This is a genomic window from Limnohabitans sp. TEGF004, from assembly GCF_027924965.1.
GTDB lineage: Bacteria > Pseudomonadota > Gammaproteobacteria > Burkholderiales > Burkholderiaceae_C > Limnohabitans.
This window is the reverse complement of record NZ_AP027056.1, coordinates 1,267,798-1,289,101: the sequence shown is the minus strand read 5'-3', so window position 1 is coordinate 1,289,101 and position 21,304 is coordinate 1,267,798. Positions and strand designations below refer to the sequence as shown.

At 60.1% G+C, this 21,304-nt stretch carries 1 protein-coding gene (cut by a window edge); it reads left to right on the top strand.

Annotation, left to right across the window (positions count from 1 at the left end):
• A protein-coding gene (locus LINBF2_RS06285; RefSeq protein WP_281891239.1) for a YDG domain-containing protein crosses the window boundary here: on the top strand, positions 1 to 21,304 show its 3' portion. The gene continues 12,395 nt to the left of window position 1, outside the view; only the last 21,304 of its 33,699 coding nucleotides appear in the window; the start codon falls outside the window, past its left edge; it ends in the stop codon at positions 21,302 to 21,304.

Below are 21,304 nucleotides of genomic sequence, written 5' to 3'. Positions count from 1 at the left end.
GATTTATGGCACCACGCTCACGGCCGCCGATGTGTTGGGTTTGACCAGCAGCTCGGGCAGTTCGCCTGTGTACACCTTGCCCACTTTGGCTGACGTGTTCAGCGTGAACCCCACCGTGTCGTCGTTGGGCTTGGTGGCCACGGCCTCGGTCAGTGGCGGGCCTTATGCCATCACCGTGGCGCCGGGCACATCGACCGGTAGCTACACCATCACCTATGCCACGCCCGGCACCATCACGGTCAACCCCAAAGCGTTGACGGTGACGGGCACCACCGTGGCCAACAAAGCCTACGACGCCACCACCAGCGCGGTGCTGACCGGTGGCAGCTTGGTGGGCGTGGTCAACAACGACGCCTTGACTTTGGTGCAAGCAGGCACATTTGCCAGTGCCAATGTGGGCACGGGCTTGGTGGTGACAGCGGCTGACAGCATCACCGGTGCGATGGTGGCCAACTACACGCTGACCCAGCCCACGGGCTTGAGCGCCAACATCACCAAGAAGGCCTTGACCATCACGGCCAACAACGATGCCCGCTTTGCAGGCCAAACCGACGCCACTGGCTATTACGGCGTGAGCTATGTGGGCTTTGCCAGCGGCGAGAGCAGCAGCAACCTCACCACCTTGCCCACCATCGCACGCAGCAACAGCAGCGTGGGCACAGCGGGCAGCTACACCGGTGTGTTGGTGCCCTCGGGTGCGGCGGCGACCAACTACAGCTTTAGCTATGTGAATGGCAACTACACCATCGTTGGTGCCAATGAGTTGTTGGTGCGCTTGGGCACGGTGAGCAATGTCTACGCCACCACGCCCACTTACAGCGTGACCGAAGCCAAGTACATGCTGCCCAACAACGGCGTGGTCGACTTGCTCAACACCGGCGCAGGCAGTGCCAGTGTGAGTGGGGCAGGGCAGGTGACCATCACCGACACCAGCGGCGCTTCGGCCACGTTCAACGCCGTGGCTTTGAATGGCACCAAGAGCACCTCAGGCTGGCTGAATGTAGGCACGTATCAGTGGGCCGCAGACCCCGCCAGTGTGGTGTTGTCGAGCGGGGTGAACTTCAACAACACAGTCAACGTGGTGGGCTCACAAACGGTGACCACCAAGTTCTTTGCGCCCACGCCCACCATCAGCAAGGTGTATGACGGCACCACCACCATCGCCGGTTTGTCGGGCACGCCGATTGGTGTGGTCACGGGTGACGTGGTGACCATCAGCGGCGCAGGCGCGTATGCCAATAAAAACGTAGCCACCAACAAAACCTACACCCTCAGCAACATGGCCCTCAGCGGCACCGATGCGGCCAACTACGGCCTGACCACGGGCAGCAGCCTCACCGCGAACAACGGCACCGTCACGGCCAAAGCCATCACCGTCACAGGCATTGCCGCCAACGACAAGGTGTACGACGGCACCAACACAGCGACCTTGAACACAAGCAATGCCGTGTTCAACGGCATGCTGGCGGGCGACGCGCTGACCGTGGCTGCCACCGGCACCTATGGCAGCGCCAACGTGGTGTACAGCGGTGCTGCTTTGGCGGCGCAAGTGGTGGCATTCACCAGCACCTATGGCGGGGCAGACGTGAACAACTACAGCTTCGCGGGCAGCCCTACCACCACCACTGCCAAGATCACCCCCAAATCGCTCACGCTCACAGGCGTGGCAGCAAACGACAAAACCTATGACGGTGGCGTGGTGGCCACCATCGGAAACTTTGGCACGCTCAGCGGCGTGTTGGCAGCAGATACAGCCAACGTCAGCTTGGTCACCACAGGCGCTTCGGCCACCTTTGCCGACAAAAACGTGGCCTACAGCGGCAGCACCGTCATCGCCAAAACAGTCACCTTGACCGCGTCGAGCTTAGGGCTCTCAGGCACCAAAGCTGGCAACTACGCCATCGTGGGCAACCTCACAGCCAGCGCCAAAATCAACCCCAAAGCCGTGACCGTGTCAGGCATTGCCGCCAACGACAAGGTGTACGACGCCACCACCAGCGCCACCGTCAGCACCGCCAACGCGCTGTTCAATGGCCAAGTGACGGGCGACGACTTGCATGTGTCTGCCACCGGTGTGTTTGCTGCCAAGACAGCAGGCACGGGCCGCACCGTCAACCTGACCAGCAGCTACAACGGCACCGACTTGGCCAACTACACAGTCACCGACCAAGCCACCACCACGGCCACCATCACGCCCAAGGCGTTGACCGTGTCGGGCTTTGTCGCCAACAACCGTGTGTACGACGGCGGCTTGGTTGCCACGGTCGATGCCTCCAATGTGTTTTTGGCGGGTCTCATCAGCGGTGATGTGGTCACGGCTTCGGCCACCGGTGCATTTGCCGACAAAAATGTGGGCACAGCCAAAACCGTCACGCTCACCAGCAGCTACGCCGGTGCCGACAAAGACAACTACGCCATCACCGACCAAGCCACCAGCACAGCCAACATCACACCCAAGTCGTTGACCATCAGCGGTATCACAGCGGCTGATAAAACGTACGACAACACCACGTCCGCTGATGTGTCCGTGTTGGGTGCGGTGAAAACGGGCTTGGTGTTGAATGACGTGGTCAACGTCACCGCCACTGGCGTGTTCAGCGATGAGAACGCAGCCACAAGTAAAACCGTCACGCTCACCAGCAGCTACAGCGGGGCTGATGTGGGCAACTACACAGTCACCTCACAGGCCAGCACCACCGCGCACATCGCGCCGCTGGATGTGCAACTGCCCGCTGATGCCAGCTTGAGCAAGGTGTATGACGCCACCACCTTGGTCGCACCTGCTTTGTCGGGCAGTGCCACAGGCTACGGCAGCTTGGCCGTGACCAGCGCCAACAACAGCCAGCGCTACACCGATGCCTTGGCGGCAGATCAGTTGCTCTCAGGTGGCATGACCTTGACGGGTCGCCCCGTGTTCAGCAGTGCCGATGCAGGCACCGTGTCGGTGGACCAAGGCAGTGTGCAGCTCACAGGCGCACGCGCGGCCAACTACCGTTTGGTGTGGGCGGCATCGAGCGCCACCATCACGCCAGCGCCTTTGACCGTGACGGCCAACAACGATGCGCGTTTCTATTCGCTGGCCGATGACACCAGCTACGCGGGTGTGCGTTACAGCGGTTTTGTGGGTGGACAAACGTCGGCGGTGTTGACAGGCACTGCGGCAGTGACGCGTGACCGCAGCGTTCAATTGTTGGCAGACGCCAACAGCGTGGACACACAAGACGCAGCTGGCCCTTACGCCAGCAAGTTGGTGCCCGCGGGCGTGACGTCCAACAACTACAACATCACCTTCGTCAACGGCAACTACACCATCGTGCCCGTGGGCCAGTTGTTGGTGAAGGTAGCCAACATCAGCGCGATTTACGGCAGTGCGCCCACTTACACACTGACGGCGGCGGGCTATATGTCGTCCACCACAGTCGGCAGTGTCACGACATACCAAGTGACTGATTTGTTGGGGTCGAATTACGCCACGGTCAGTGGTGCACAAGTGACCGTCACCGATGGGTCTGCCACAGTGGGCAGCTTCACGCTGGGCGCAAGCAACCGTGTCAACAGCACATCGGGCACGCTGAAAGTGGGCTCGTACACCGTGGGCGCCACGGCCATCAGCACAACAAGTGGCAACTTCAGCAACACCATCAACGTGGTGGGTGGGTATGAAGTGACGCCCAAGGCAGTCACGGCCAGCGCCACCGGCGTGACCAAGGTGTACGACGGCAACACCGCCGCAGGCAGCTACACCTTGGCGCCTGTAGGTTTGGAGAGCGGCACGGTCAACAGCGTTGTTGTGACCGACACCGTCACCCTCAGTGGCGTGGGCACCTATGCCAACAAAAACGTGACAGGCGCAGCCGACAAAACCTACACCTTCACCAGCTTGGCATTGGGCGGTGCAGACGCCCCCAACTATGTGTTGACCGATGGCAACGGCACAGCCGCTAGCACCTTCACTGGCACAGATGGCGAAATCACGCCGCGTGCACTGACCGCCTCCTTCACAGGCGTGAACAAGGTGTATGACGGCGCCACCACCGCCACCGTGACCACCACCGACGACCGCGTGGCAGGCGACACCTTGACGATCAACCGCAGCGCTGACTTCGACAACAAAAACGTGGGCACCGCCAAAGCCATCAGCGTGAGCGGTGTGAGTTTGGGCGGCACCGACGCCATCAACTACACCGTGGCCGCCACAGGCAGCGCCAGTGCCGACATCACACCGCGTGCTTTGACCCTCAGCTACACCGGCGTCAACAAGGTGTACGACGCAGGCACCACCGCCAGCGTGACCACCGCAGACGACCGCGTGGCGGGTGATAACTTCATCGTCAACTGGACAGCCGCCTTTGCCGACAAGAACGTGGCCGGTGGCAAAACCATCAGCGTGACCGGTGTGAGCTTGAGCGACCCATCAGGCGTCACATCGGTCGATGCGGGCAACTACACGGTGGCCGCCACGGGCAGCACATCCGCCAACATCACCCCACGCGTGCTGACGGTGAGCTACACCGGTGACAACCGCGTGTACGACGGCGGCACAGTGGCCACCGTCGCCACCAGCGATGACCGACTGAGTGTGGGCGCGTCCTTGGATGACATCGTCATCAACCGCGCAGCCAGCTTTGCCGACAAAAACGTGGGTACCGCCAAAGCCGTCAGCGTGAGCGCTGTGAGCCTGAGCGGCACAGATGCCAACAACTACAGCGTGGTGGCCACGGGCAGCGCGACAGCCAACATCACACCACGCGCTTTGACGGTGGCGTACACCGGTGTGACTAAAACGTACGACGGTTTGCTAGACGCCAGCGTGACCACCAGCCTGACCTCGGCCAACGGCTATGTGAACGGCGACGTGTTGACGGTCTCTCGTACCGCCAACTTCGTTGACAAAAACGTGGCGTATGACAACGCCAGCAACGTGGCGCCCGTGAGCATCAACGTCACAGGTGTGAGCCTAGGCGGCACCGATGCGGCCAACTACAGCGTGGCCAGCACCGGCAGCGCATCGGCCACCATCACGCCCAAGGCTTTGTCTGCGGCGCTGACCGGCAGCATTCAAAAAACCTATGACGGCAACACGGATGCCGCGTTGACCTCGGCCAACTACACACTCACAGGTTTTGTGACGGTGGGGGGTGTGACCGAAGGCGCCTCCATCACCCAAACGCTGGGCGCTTACAACAGCCGCAACGTGTTGGAAGCCAACAGCGTGACGGCCACGTTGGCTGATGCAGACTTCACGGCCAACAACGGCACCACGCTGAGCAACTACACCTTGCCCACCAGTGCCACAGGTGCGGGCAGTATTGGTCTGCGCAACTTGACCGTGGGCTACACCGGTGTGAACCGCACCTATGACGGCACCGCCGTGGCCACCGTGACCACCACCGACAACCGTGTGAGCGGCGATGTGTTTGACATCAACCGCACGGCCAGCTTTGCCGACAAGAACGTGGCCGCAGGCAAAACCATCAGCGTGTACGGCGTGGCCTTGGCGGGCACCGATGCCACCAACTACTTGGTGTCGGGCACTGGCAGCACATCGGCTGATGTGACGCGTTTGGACTCGGTCACTTGGGTGGGCGGCGCGACGGGTGAATGGTTCAACCCAGCCAACTGGGCGGTGACAGGTAACTTGTCGCTCACCGGCGTGGTGCCCGATTTGAACAACGTGCGAACCGTGCTGGTGCCCAGTGGTGCAGGCGGTGCCGCCATCAGCTTTGATGACAGCGTGGCAGGCCGCAGCGCGGGTGCCTTGTCGGGCATTGTGTTGGTGGACAGCATTACGTACCAAGACTCGGTGGCGTTGAGCAACCTGAATTTCAAGAACGGTTCTTTGGTGGTCAACAACAACGCCACACTCGGCGGCTTTGAAAGCGCAGCAGGCACCACCTTGACCGTGGGCGGCACCTTGGGCTTAGACATCGCAACGGGCGCCACACAAACCATGGCGGGCTTGTTCAACGGTGCAGGCAGTTTGAGCAAAGCCGGTGCAGGCACTTTGGTGATGACCGGTGGCAGCGCGTATACCGGCACCACTACCGTCAGCGCAGGCACCTTGCAAGTGGGCAACGCCACCACCACGGGCAACTTAGGCAGTGGGAACATCGTCAACAACGCCACTTTGGTGTTCAAGCGCAGCAACGCCATTGGCATTGCCAATGTGATTTCGGGCACGGGCGTGGTCAAACAAGAAGGTGCAGGGGCTTTGACGCTCAGTGCCACCAACACCTACACCGGCGCTACCTATGTGAATGCAGGCAGCTTGGCCATCAGCAGCGATGGCAACTTAGGTGCCGCGCCCTCCAGCACGCAAGCCGCACAACTGGTGGTGAACAACGCGACCTTGTATTTCTACCCCGTGTTCACCACGGCCACCAGCACCCACCGTGGTTTGACCTTGGTGGGCAGCAGCACCCTCAACACCGCGACCGACAGCAGCGTGACATGGGCAGGCCCCATCACCGGCACCGACTTGAACAAAGTGGGCGCAGGCACGTTGAAGTTGACCGGCGCCAACACCTACGCCGCGACCACCGTGAGCGCAGGCACCTTGCAAATTGGCAATGGCGGCAGCACAGGCACCTTGGGCACAGGCGCGGTCACGGTGGTGGACACCTTGGCGTTCCATCATTCAGCGGCTACCACGGTGGCTAACGCCATGTCTGGCGCAGGCAGTTTGAGCAAACTCGGCAGCAACACGCTCACCCTCACAGGCGCGCAAACCTACACCGGCGCAACCGATGTGGCCGGCGGTTTGGTGTTCCAAAACGATGTGGCACCCACCACCAGCGGTTTCACAGGCGCTGGCACCGTGACGATTGAGCCAAGCAGTGCGTCCTTTACCGCGGCATCGTTCACGCCCAGCTACACATTTGCCAGCAGCATTTCTGGATTGACGCTAGGAAAACCGGACTCAACGACCAATATCACGTTGGGTTCTAACTTGACCCTGTCAGGCCCCCTCAAAATTTACGGCGGCACGATTGACATCAACGGCAACCTCAACACCACGGCGGGTGGCAACGCGGGCGATGTGTTGCTCAAGGCTTCGGGCAACATCGTGTTGGGCAGTGGCAAGTCCATCACCACGACCGGCGGCGATGCGCTGTTGTGGGCCAACAGCGACAGCTCGGGTGCTGGCAATATTTCTTTGGGCAGTGGTGCATCGGTGCAAACCAGCGGTGGCAACTTGGTGTTGGCGGGTGGTGCTGACGATGGTGCCAATGGCGGCACTGCCAACGATGGCACACCCGATGGCTATGCCCGTGGTGTGGGCACCGCTGGCATTTCGACCACGGGCAGCTTTAGCTTGAACTCGGGTGCGGGCGCCCTGATGTTGCGCGGTTCGTCTGACTTGAAAGTGGGCGTGTTGTTGTCAGCCTCGACCTCTGGCAACCTCACCACCACCAGCGGCCGTATGGATGTGGTGGGTGTTGTCGACGCTGCTGCAACACCAAGCGACACACAGATGGGTGTTCTCACCACAGGCGGTGGCACCCTCAACATCACTTCTGTCACAGGACTGATCAACCTCAGCGGTGAAGCTACGCGCTACGGCGTTGCCTTCGGGGTGAACAGTACATCACCCTACGCATCAGATACGCTGACGCAAACGGTCATTCAGTCTGGCAACACCACGGCCAATGCCATTTCGATCGTGGGCACAGGCACAAGTGGTGGCAGTCATGGCCTGTCGCTGCGCGGCGCGTCTACCAAAATTTATGCCACCGCCGCGTTGGGTGGTATCACGCTGAGCGGTGTGTCAAGCAATTGGAGCTCGGCCATTTATAGCCCGGTGGACGTGTTGGCCGTCTCAGGCCCCATTCGTTGGCTCAACTCGGATGCCACCAATGGCATCTATGCGGCCACCACACCCATCACCTTCGGTTCTAAGTCGGGGGTGACGGGCTTAGACACCAGCGCGTCGGATGTGACGGTTTATTTGAAGCGCCTTGAAGGAACGCCCCAATTTGCGGTGGGCACCACAGGTGCGGTCAACGTGCAAGGTGTGGATGGCACGGGGTCGTTTGTCCAAGCTTTCAACAGCAGTCAGTTCGGTTTGAACGCCAACGGCCAAACGATGAGTGGCTTTGTCTTTGGCAGCCCGTTGAATACACAAGCGTTGACGATCAACCAAGCGTTGACTGTCAATGGCCCCATCACCGTTTACGGCGGAGCACTGGCGATCAACGCGCCGCTGACCGCGACCAACAGCACCGTTAAGCTGACGGGCACCACCATCACCGATGGCGCATCGGGCTTCATCACGGCAGACAAACTGGCTTTGCTCAGCGGCGCGGTGACCTTGGACCACACCAGCAACAACGTGGCCACCTTCGCCGCCAGCGGTGTGAGCAGCCTGACGTATGCGAACAGCGGCGCCATGACGATTGGCACGGTCAACCCCACGGGCGTCACAGCCACGGGTGATGTGCGCATCGAAACACTCAGCGGTGATTTGACGGTGGCTGCCGATGTGGTGACCACCAGCACCACCGCCAATGCCGTGTTGCTCAACGCGGGCAAGAGCACTGCAGCGGGCACAGCAACGGGTGGCAACGTTCTTATTTCAGGCACGCCCACGATCACGGCGGGCACAAACGGCGTGATTCGCTTGATGGGTGGCAGCGTGTCGGGCAGCACCGGTTTGACCACCTTGGTGGGCAGTGGCACAGGCCGCTTCCGGTACAACTCGGACGAATCAGCCGTCCGTTACACCTGGGCTTTGAGCCCCAATGTGGTGAACGCGATTTACCGCGAGCAACCCACGGCGACGACCCACATCGACAGCCTCACCGTGACGTATGGCTTTGACCACACGTTGACCCTGACTGGCTTGAAACCCGATGGCACATCTGCGTTGTCTACGCTGCGCACAGCAGTGAACGGTGACGAGAGCGTGTCGGGCTTGGGCGTGATCATTGAAGGCGCAACGTATTCGACAGGCACCAAGTTGAACTATCGCGCCACGCCTTACACCTTGACCGATGGCTTGGCCAAGTTGGGCTATGCCACTAGCCAAACCGGTGGCAGCCAATTGACGGTGCAAAAGAAGAGCGTCGACTTGGTGGGCTTCATCGTGGATAACAAGGTGTACGACGGCAACACCACCGCCACCTTCAGCGGCACAGTGAGCTTGGCTACGTTGGAAACCAATGACGTGGTGAGCTACACCTCGGCCACGGGCACGTTTGCAGATCGCCATGTGGGCACCCAACAAGTGGTGGTGAGTGGCGTGGTGTTGGCCGGTGCAGACAAAGACAACTACACCGTCAACACGGTTTCGGGCAACGCCAATGCCACGATTTCTCAGTTGGCTTCGGCCACTTGGGTAGGGACAGGGGCTGGCATTTGGTCCGACGCGTCCAACTGGGCTGTGACCGGTGCCTTGGGTCAAACAGGCGTGCTGCCTGACGGCGGCAACGTCGGTGTGGCGGTGTTGCCCAGCACGTTCGCCGGCACATTGACCAGCAGCTACGCCCACGCACATGAGGGCAAGATTCAAATCAACGGCGGCACTTTGGCTGTGGCTTCGGATGCCCATTTGGGCGCAGTGCCAAGTACAGCCGTGGCCGACAAAATCACACTCAACGGCGGCACCTTGCAAGCCACAGACACATTCACGCTCAACACCCACCGAGGCATCACCTTGGGTAGCAGTGGTGGCACGTTCAGTGTGGATGCGTCTAAGAGCGTGAACTACGCCGGCATCATCGCGGGCACGGGTGGTTTGACCAAGTCGGGTTCGGGCACGTTGACCTTGACGGGGGCCAATACCAACTATTCGGGTGTCACCACGGTGTCCACTGGCAATTTGATTGTGGGTGGTGCTGCCAATGCCTTAGGCACAGGCAGTGTGTCTGTGGCGAGTCGCTTGAGTTTTGACACCACAGCGCCCGTCTCATACGCCAACGCGTTCAGCGTGACAGGCAGCGGCATTTTTGAAAACATCGGTAGCAATGCCATCACGACCACGGGTGGCATCAATACCAACTTGTCGACCACCGTGGTGGTGGACGGCGGCAGCGCAGGCTTGACTATCGCCAACGTGATGACGCCGAGAGGCTCAGGTGCCAGCTACTACATCAAGGGCGATGTGACCTTCACGGGCCACGACATGAGCAGCTTGGTGGTGCGTGCCGCAGGTGAGGCCACGGCCAAGTTCACCTTGACCAATGGCGTGAGTTCTTTCAATCTTTGGTTCATTGGCAGTGACACGGCCGCCAATGCCATGAACATTGATGTGGCTTCGGGCGTGACTGTCACTGAAGATGCGACACAAGGTGCAGCTAGCCTGTATTACAAAAACATCACGGGCGCAGGCACCTTGTTCATGGGCGGCGCGAACAGCACCACAGGCTACGTGTTGGGCGACTCAACCATTGCCAATTTGAAGGGCAGCGGCAGCAAAACCATCAGCATCGGCAATGGCGGTAGTGCAGGGCGATTGCTCTCAGGCAATGTGCAAGCCACGGGTGGTTTGTTGCTCAACTCGACCACCGACTACACCTTCACAGGCGTGCACAGCGTGGGCAGCTTGACCAAGCAACAGGCCAACACGGTCAAGCTCACGGGTGCCAACACATCGACCGGTGCTATCACTGTGAGCGCCGGTATCTTGCAAGTGGGTGATGCAGGCACTGCGGGTTCGATCACCGGCAACGCAGCTGTGGCAACTGGTGCAGGCTTGGTGTTCAGCCGCTCAGACGCAGCCGCGTACGTGGGCAACATCAGCGGTGCTGGCACGGTGACCAAGCTGGGTGCCAATGTGCTCACGCTCACCGGCACACACACCTACACCGGTGCCACAGCCACGGGCGACGCAGGCGGTGGCATTGTGTTTACCAACAACACCTTGCCCGTGATACCCGGTGCTTTCACAGGCAATGGCACTGTGACGATTCAGCCCGTGTTGGCAGGCAGCTTTGGCAGCACTTTATCGAGCAGTGCTTACAGCTTTGGCAGCTCGCTCACAGGTTTGACTTTGGGCCGTGATGGCAACACAGCCACCGTCACCGTCAATGCACCGTTGACCATCAATGGCCCCATCAGCCTATACGGCGGCACCCTCAACTTGAGTGCAGATATCACCAGCAGCGCAGCCAATGCCGCGATGTTGTTCAAGTCGGCCGGTGACATCAACCAAGCGGCCAATGTGGATGTGCTGACCAACGGCGGCAGCACGGTGTATTGGGCCAACAGCGATGGCGGCAACAGCGCAGGCATGGTGTTGCTCGATACAGGCGCGACCATTACCACCGTGGGTGGCCATGTGTGGTTGGGTGGTAGTGCTACACCTAACGGCCAAAGCACATGGCACGGCTTGACCGTGGGTGATGGCTATGCCGCCAGCGGTACATCGGTGGCGTTTGCAGGTGGTGTTAATTGGCTGGGCGGCATTGTGCTCAAGCGCAGCCAAATTTCTTCTGGCGGTGGTGATGTGTCGTTGTACGGCTATGGCGCTGCAAGTGGCTCTGGCTTTGTGAACTTTGACAACTCGACGATCAACTCAGGCACGGGGCAGATTTTGATCAACGCCAAGTCGTCAGGCATCGTGGCTTTCTTGCCAGGCTTGCACCCCGCTGCATTACCCAATGCGGTGTTTGAGTTGCGCTCTGCCAATACAGGTGCGGATGCGATTCGTGTCATCACCGATGCCGTGGCCACCAACGACCCAGGTGCGGTGATTGAAGGTAACTTCCAAATGAATGCCACGAACGGTGGCGGTGTGACCTTGTCTGGTCGCGCCAAAGCCGGTGTGGCTGGTCTGCAAGTGGGTAGCCAGTGGGGCGGTGGTGTGATGAACGCGCTGTCAAACACGGGTGATATTCGCATCGATGCAGGTACTAACAGCATCAGCTTTCAAAACGCCGCCAGCGCCATTTACTTGGGCTCTAAAGCTGGCAGTGCGGTGACGTCTGCCACAGGCAATATCTTGATGACAGCCGACAGCTTGTCGCTGGCCAGTGCGTTGACCTATGCCAACACCACTGGCAGCTTGACGATTGCACCCACCTCGGCCAGCTTCACCAGCGCAGTCAACAGCACTGGCTGGGTGTTGGGCTCTGGCTTGAGTGCACTGACGGTGGGTAGCCTGACAAACACAGCCAACATCACTTGGGCTTCAACCAACACCGTCAATGGCCCCATCAGTATTTACGGCGGCAACATCACGCTCAACAGCGCCATCGGCACAAGCAACACCAGCACCGGTGATGTGTTGTTGCGTGGCGCAAACGTCAACAGCACCTACAACATCAGCTTGGCCACAGGCCGCACGCTCACGCTGGACCACAGCGGTAGCAGCAGCATTTTGTCGGGCATCATTTCTGGCGCTGACGCCAACTTGGTGAAGCAGGGCGCAGGTGCCATGTATTTGCGTGGCGTGAATACCTACAGCGGCCTCACCACCATTGACGCAGGTTTCTTGGCGCTGGACCAAACGGGTTCCATCGTGACTGATGTCGTCAACAACGGCGGCTTGGGCTTCAACCAAACAGCGGACTACACCTTTGGCAAGACCATCAGTGGCACGGGCTACTTGGTTAAGTACGCAGCCAACACGCTCACACTTAGCGCGGCCAACACCTACACCGGTGTGACCAACTTGCAAGGTGGCACCTTGTCTGTGTCTAGCTTGGCCGATGGCGGCGTGGCCAGCAACATTGGCCAGTCCACCAACGCGGCAGCTAACTTGGTCATCAACAACGCCACGCTCAAGTACACAGGCGCCGCCACCAGCACCGACCGTTTGTTCACCTTGGGCGACAGCGGCGCCACGGTAGATGCTTCAGGCACAGGCGCTTTGGTGTTCACCAATACCGGCGCGTTGGCCTACAGCAGTACAGCGAATCGTTTGCTGACCTTGACCGGCAGCAATACTGGCGAGAACACCATGACTCCCGTGTTGGCCAACAACGCAGGCATCAGCAGCTTCACCAAAGCCGGCACGGGCAAGTGGGTCATGCAAGGTGCCAACACCTACACGGGCGTCACCACTATTTCAGGCGGTACTTTGAATGTGGGTGATGGCACTGACGCTTCTGCCTCCTTGGGCACCAACACCGTCAGCCTTGCCGCAGGCACCACACTCAACTTTGACCACAACGCCGATGTGACGGTGGCCAACGCCATCAGCGGCGCAGGCCAACTCAACAAACGCGATGGCCACACACTCACCCTGACTGGCGTGAACAGCTACACCGGTGCCACAGGCGTGGGCAGTGCAGGGGGCGTCGTGTTTGCCAACAACACAGCACCCGCCACATCAGGCTTCACAGGTTCAGGCACGGTGACGATTGAGCCCACCAGCAGCTTTGCCAGCGCGGTGACAGCCAACTACACCTACGACACCGCGCTCAGCGGTTTGACGTTGGGCAAGTCGGGCAACTTGACGAACATGACCTTGAACAGCTTGGTCGACATTGCAGGCCCCATCACGGTGTATGCGCCTGTTATCACGGTGAACCAAGCGCTCAGCAGCACAGGCGGCTTGACGCTCAATGGCGCTTCTGTACTCAACGGCGGCACCATCAGCACCACAGGCGCGCAGACTTATAACGGCGCAGTCACCTTGGGTGCGGCCACTGTGCTTGCTAGCACTGGCAGTGGTGCCATCACGTTTGGCAGCACGCTCAATGGCGCGCACACCTTGGCGGTGAACACCGCAGGGGCCACCACCTTTGTGGGTGCAGTGGGTGACAGCGCTGCGTTGACCAGCCTCAGCACCGATGCGGTTGGCACGGTGGTCATCAACGGCGGCGCAGTCAACACCACGGGCTTGCAAAGCTTCGGCGAAGCGGCCATCTTGGGTGCGGCCACTGTGCTGACCAGCACAGGCAGTGGCGCCATCACGTTTGGCAGCACCTTGAACGGTGCGCAAACCTTGGCCGTCAATACATTGGGTGCGACCACCTTCACAGGTGCTGTGGGTCACAGCGCTGCATTGACCAGCCTCACCACCGATGTGGGCGGCACCGTGGCCATCAACGGTGGTTCGGTGAACACCACTGGCGCACAAAGCTATGGCGAAGCCGCCACCTTGGGTGCGGCCACTGTGTTGACCAGCACAGGCAGTGGTGCCATCACGTTTGGCAACACCTTGAATGGCGCGCAAACTTTGGCCGTCAATACATTGGGTGCGACCACCTTCACAGGTGCTGTGGGTAACAGCGCTGCATTGACCAGCCTCAGCACCGATGTGGGCGGCACAGTAGCGATCAACGGTGGTGTGGTCAACACCACGGGCGCACAGATCTACAACGAAGCAGCCACCTTGGGTGCAGCCACTGTGTTGAGCAGCACAGGCAGTGGTGCCATCACGTTTGGCAACACTTTGAACGGCGCACAAACCTTGGCCGTCAATACATTGGGTGCGACCACGTTCACAGGCGCAGTGGGTGGCACCACAGCGTTGACCAGCCTCAGCACCGATGCTGGTGGCACCATGGCCATCAATGGTGGTGTGGTCAACACCACGGGCTCGCAAAGCTATGGCGAAGCGGCCACCTTGGGCGCGGCCACCGTGCTGAGCAGCACAGGCAATGGCGCAATCACGTTTGGCAACACTTTGAACGGTGCTCACACCTTGGCTGTCAACACATCGGGCGCGACCACGTTCACAGGCGCAGTGGGTGGCTCGGTGGCGTTGATCAGCCTCAGCACGGATGCAGGGGGCACTTTGGCCATCAACGGTGGCGTGGTGAACACCACAGGCGCACAAAGCTACGGCGATGCAGCCACCTTGGGTGCAGACACAACGCTCACCAGCACAGCAACTGGCGCCATCACGTTTGGCGGCACGCTCGATGGCGCGAAGAACTTGACGGTCAACACCTCGGGCATCACCACCTTTGGTGGCGCTGTGGGTGGTACTACTGCCTTGACCAGCGTGACCACCGATGCAACTGGCAGCGTGGTCATGAGCGGCGGTAGCGTGCGCACCACAGGCGTGCAAACCTACAACGACGCGTTGAATTTGGGCGCGGCCACCACGCTGCAAGGTGTGAATGTGGCCTTGATGTCCACTGTGGACGGCGCTCAAGCACTGACCCTCAGCGACAGCGGCACCACAGTGTTGGGCGGCATCATCGGCGGCACCACGCCGTTGCTGAGCTTGACCACCGATTCGACCACCACGGCAGCGGGCGAAACCCAATTCAAAGCAGGCAGCATTCACGTCACCACGAACGCGGTGTTCAACGACATCGTGAAAGTCTTCACTGACGTGGCCGTGCAAACCGGCGGTGATTTGAAGTTCATGCAAACCGTCAACGGTGACACGGCCAACACGCGCAGCTTGACACTGGACGTAGGTAGCTCGGGCAACATCACCGTGCAAGGTGTGGTGGGTGGCAGCGCAGCGCTCAAAACCTTGGAAGTGGTCAACAGCAACACCGCCACGTTCAACAGCGCCGTGACCACCGGTACCCGCGTGGTGTTGACCGACACCGTGGATGCCCATGCCATTGCCTTCAACGCTGGCCTGACCACGCCTACGTTCACCGTGGCCGCTCAACCATTTGCGCTGACCCTGCGTGGCAACATCGCCGTGGCCAATGGCATCCACCTCGCCAACACTGGCGCTTTGCAGTTGGACGGCACACTCAGTGCGCCCAACCAAGCCATCACGCTGGGCCAAGCAGGGCAGACCACCACCTTGTTGGCCAACACCCGTTTGGACAGTGGCACAGCCACCACCACCGTTAACGGCAGCTTGAGCGGCAGCGGCTTTACCCTAGACTTTGCCAGCCCAGTGAGCTTCAGTGGCCCCAGCGCTTTGACTGCCAGCACTGTCACTTTCAGCAAGGGTGTGACCGCCGCAGGTGATTTGACAGTGAACGGCGCCACCGTGGTGAACGGCGGCAGCGTCAACGCTGGTAGCCACACCCAAACCTACAACGGCAGCGTGACCGTGGGTGGTGCTGCGACGACCAACACCACCTTCACCGGCGTGGGCATGACATTTGGCAGCACCCTAGATGGCACATCACGCGTGGTGGTGGCTGACAGTGGCAACACCACGTACACCGGTGCCATTGGCTCTGTGACGGCACCTGCGCACTTTGAAACAGACGCCGCTGGTAGCAGCACGTTCAGCGGTGGCTTGGTGCGCACCAGCAGCCCTAACTCGATTTACATCGCCGACGATGCAGTGGTCACAGCGGCCAGCACCACGTTTGACACCACCAACAACGGTGCCTTGGCAGCAGGGGCCAACATCACGTTTGCCAAGACGCTCAATGGCAGCACCAACAACGCGCAAGCGGTGACGATCAACGCGGGCACGAATGGCGTTGTGCTGGTCAGCGGTGCGATTGGCAACACAGCGCCGTTGAGCACTTTGACCTTGACCAACAGCAATGGCGCCACCTTCAACAGCGCTGTGACCACAGGCACCAGCGTGGTGTTGAGTGACACCGTGGCTGGCCAAACCATTCGCTTTGCCGACAACTTGAGCACGCCTGTGCTGACCACCACAGCCAACGGTTACCACCTTGAGTTGCTGGGTACAGCCACACACGTGAGTGCAGCCAACACAGCCACGACGTTCTTGAACACAGGCAATTTGGTGTTGGGCAATGCAGTGGGTGACACGCTGACTTTTGCCGGTGGCTTGACCGCTACTACACCTGCGGCTGTTCAAGCAGCGGGTACTGTGAACACGACCAACGCAGTGATGAGCTTGGGCGACAGCAACACCGCGCTCACGCTCACAGCGGATGTGGCCCTCCACACCGCCGGCGGCAGCTTGACCTTGGGTGGCTCGGTCAACGGCACCACAGCCAACACCGAATCGCTCAGCTTAAATGCTGGCACCACCGGCGCTGTGAGCGTGACAGGTGCGGTGGGACAAACCACCTCACTCAAAACCTTGACGTTGACCAACAGCAATGGCGCCACCTTCAACAGCGCTGTGACCACTGGCACCAGCGTGCTGTTGAGTGACACCGTGGCTGGCCAAACCATTCGCTTTGCAGACAACTTGAGCACACCTGTGCTGACCACCACAGCCAACGGTTACCACCTTGAGTTGCTGGGGACAGCCACACACGTGAGTGCAGCCAATACCGCCACGACGTTCTTGAACACAGGCAACTTGGTGTTGGGCAATGCAGTGGGTGACACGCTGACATTTGCTGGTGGCTTGACCGCTACTACACCTGCTGCTGTTCAAGCAGCGGGTACTGTGAACACGACCAACGCAGCGATGAGCTTGGGCGACAGCAACACCGCGCTCACACTCACAGCGGATGTGGCCCTCCACACCGCCGGCGGCAGCTTGACCTTGGGTGGCTCGGTCAACGGCACCACAGCCAACACCGAATCGCTCAGCTTGAATGCAGGCACCACCGGCGCTGTGAGCGTGACAGGTGCGGTGGGACAAACCACCTCACTCAAAACCTTGACCTTGACCAACAGCAATGGCGCCACCTTCAGCAGCGCTGTGACCACAGGCACCAGCGTGCTGTTGAGTGACACCGTGGCTGGCCAATCCATTCGCTTTGCAGACAACTTGAGCACGCCTGTGCTGACCTCCACAGCGCACGGTTACCACCTTGAGTTGCTGGGTGCAGCCACAAACGTGAGTGCCGCCAACACAGCTACGACGTTCTTGAACACAGGCAACTTGGTGTTGGGCAATGCTGCAGGTGACACGCTGACATTTGCCGGTGGCTTGACCGCTACTGCACCTGCTGCTGTTCAAGCAGCGGGTACTGTGAACACGACCAACGCAGCCATCGTGTTGGGCACTGCGCCTGTGACGCTGACTGAAAACACCAGTTTCAACGCAGGCAGCGGCCTCATCACGTTGGGCGGCACGGTGGATGGTGCTTACAGCTTGGTGCTCAACAGCACAGGCGTCACAACCTTGGGCAGCGCTGTGGGTGACGGTGCGGCACTGAGCAGCATCACCACCAACACAGGCGGCACCGTGGTGATTCAAGGGGGCCGAGTGACCACCACAGGCGCACAACGCTACGCAGAGCTGGTGACCCTGAGTGGCAACACCACGCTCACGGGTTCTGCCATCCGATTTGACGATGCGGTCACAGGCACAGGCAGTTTGAATGTGGTGGGCGCCACCACACTCAACGGCGCCACCGTGACCACGCATGGCGCACAAAGTTACGACGGTGCGGTGACCTTGTTGAAGAACACGGTGTTGGATGCAGATGCTGCACTCGTGACCTTCTTGAGCACTGTGGATGGTGGCTTTGATTTGACTGTCAACACCACAGGCACCACCAGTTTTGGTGGTGACATCGGAGCGGGTACAGCGTTGACCCGCCTGACCACCAATGCGGGTGGCATGGTGTTGATCGACGCGGCCACGGTACGCACCACCGGTGCTCAGACCTTCAACGAAATTGTGAGCTTGCAGCGCAGCACCACGTTCACTGGCAGTGTGGTGACGTTCAACGATGCCGTAGTGAGCGCAGGTGATGTGAGCGTGGTGGGCGCAGCCGTGTTGAACGCAGGCACCATCAGCACCTCGGGCGCGCAAAGCTACGGCGGGGCCACCACATTGATGCGTGACACAGTGCTGACCGGTGGAGCGGGTGGGGTGAGCTTTGTAGGTGCTGTCGATGGTGCTTATGCCTTGACCATCAACACCCGTGGCGACACCACGTTCCTCGACACCGTGGGCGCCACGCACGCTTTGACGAGCTTGACCACTGACGCCTCCACCGCTGGCCGCGTGCTGATGAGCGGCGGCAGCGTGACCACCACAGGCGCACAAAACTATGGCGAAGCGATGGTGTTGGGTGCCAACACCACCTTGACCAGCACGGCTTCGGGTGACATCAGCTTTGGCAGCACCCTGAATGGGGCGTACGGCTTGACCCTCAACACGGCAGGGGTGACGCGCTTCAGTGGTGCGGTGGGTGCTGGCAACGCATTGACCCGCTTGACCACAGACGCCCCAGGCTCTGTGGCGATGGATGCCGGGGAGGTGACCACTTCTGGGGCACAAACCTACAACGACGCGATGCGCTTGCTCAGCCACACCACGCTGACGTCGGGCGCTGATACCTTGCACTTTGTGAGCATTGCAGATGGTGCATCGTCCTTCGATTTAAATTTGAAGGCAGCCACCGCACTGGCGTTGGCAGATATCGAGATTGGCGGCAACTTGCACGTGACCACCCAGGCGACGGGTGTGACGCAACAAACAAGCACCCATGTGTGGGTGGGCGGCACCAGCACATTCACGGCAGACACAGGCACCCAGCAAGACGCAGCACTGAGCAGCACAGACAACCGCTTGACCGGCTTGCTCACGCTCAACGAAACGAACAACGGCTCATGGCGCAATGTGGCAGTGAAGGTCACTGCACCGCTGTCGTTGGCGCCGTTGCAAAGCGGTGGCTCGGTGAGTTTGGCCACGCAAGGCGCAGCGCTGACCACCAGCAGCATCTCCACCTCGGGCAGCGTGAGTGTGGACACACGCGATAGCTTAGGCGTGGGCGGCGCGTTGTCTTTGGGTGCCGCGACGGTGACGGGCGATGTGACGGTGCAAACTGGTGGCGGCAGCGTGGCGCAAACGGGGCAGTTTGTGGTGACGGGCAACACATCGGTCACAGCAGGCACAGGCACCATCACCTTGCTCAATGCCTTGAATAGTTTTGGTGGCACGCTGGCCTTGCAAGGCACCTCCACCTCCGTCGCGACCAGCGGCGATTTGCAATTGGCCCGTGTGAACAACACAGGCCCCATGGTGTTGCGCGCGCCCAGTGGCTCGATTGACCTAGGCTCGGCCTTCATCACGGGAGGGGATTTGACCTTGGTCAGCCGTGATGACATGAATTTGGGCGGTGCCAACATCACGGGTAGCTTGAACATGAGCAGCACCCAAGGCACGGTGTCGTTTGGCCAAGCCACTGTGACAGGTAGCCTGACAGCGACCACCGATGGCCAGCAAGTGGACTTGGGCTCTGCCAATGTGGGCGGTAGCTTGAACGTGCAAACCAACGGTGGTGACGTGGTGCAACAAGCGCCTACCAACAGCACCCCCAATGCAGCCTTGCGTGTGACGGGTGCCACCAACATCAATGCAGGCACAGGCAATGTGACCTTGCCCAATGTGCCTAACCAGTTTGGTGGCGTCATCAGTTTGCAGGCCAACGATGTGCAGTTGGTCGGCAGCAACAACTTGATCTTGGGCCCCAGCACCATCACAGGCAATGCACAGGTGACAGCCGCCACAGGCAACATCACGCAAACCGCACCTCTGAGCGTGGCGGGCACCAGCGCCTTGTCCGCCACTCAAGGCGACGTGACGCTAGACCAAGCCAATACCTTGACGCAAACCGTGACGGTGAGTGCGATGAACGCCACCCTAAACACCAACACCGCGCTCGCTTTGGGTGCCAGTACCGTGACTGGCAATTTGGCAGCGACTGTCGCGGCGGGTGACATCACCCAAACAGGCCCCTTGGTCGTTGCGGGCACGAGTAACTTGGCTACGCCAGCAGGCAACATCACGCTGACCGATGTCGCCAACAGTTTTGGTGACCGCGTGTCGGCCAGCACGCCGCAAGCCTTGAAACTCACGGCCAGCGGCCCCTTGAGCATGGGCGAGGTGAGTGTGGGCTTGACCACCGATTTACAAAGCCAAGGCCAGTTGGACTTGGGCACGAACTCGATTTACACCGGCAAGCTCATCGCCAAGAGCGGGGGATTTGACATCATCCAATCGGGCCCGTTGAAAGCTGGCAAAGACGTGGACTTTGATGCGGGCAATGCCAAGATTGACCTGTTCAACCCCAAAAACTTGTGGCTGGGTGCGCTGTACTTCAAGGGTGGGATCATCATGATCAACCACCCACAGTTGATGAATGCGGTGAACTCAGGCGTGCTGATGGTGCGCGCTGAAACCACCGTGGTCAGCACGGTGGCAAGCGTACGCGCAGGTGGTGATGTGGTGAATGCACCGCTGCGCGTGGCAGGCAGCACAGGCAGCAGCACGGTGTCCGTGGTGGTCAACCGTGCACCGAGCACATCCCAAACCGGTGTGATTCAAGTGCAGGTGTCTCCAGAGGCCGCTTCACCCGGCAAGAGCTTTAGCTTTGCGCTGGATCCTCACGCCGTGGCGGGCCACACGTCCGATGCGCCTGTGAAGATGTCACAAATGGATGGCAAGCCACTGCCCAACTGGTTGCGCTACGACGCGGCTAACAAAACGTTCACTGCCAATGAAGTTCCGGCAGGTGCGTTCCCAATTCAGATCAGAATTTCTGTGGCAAACACAGAGTCCGTGGTGATGATCAACGAAAAGCCGCCAGGGCAATAA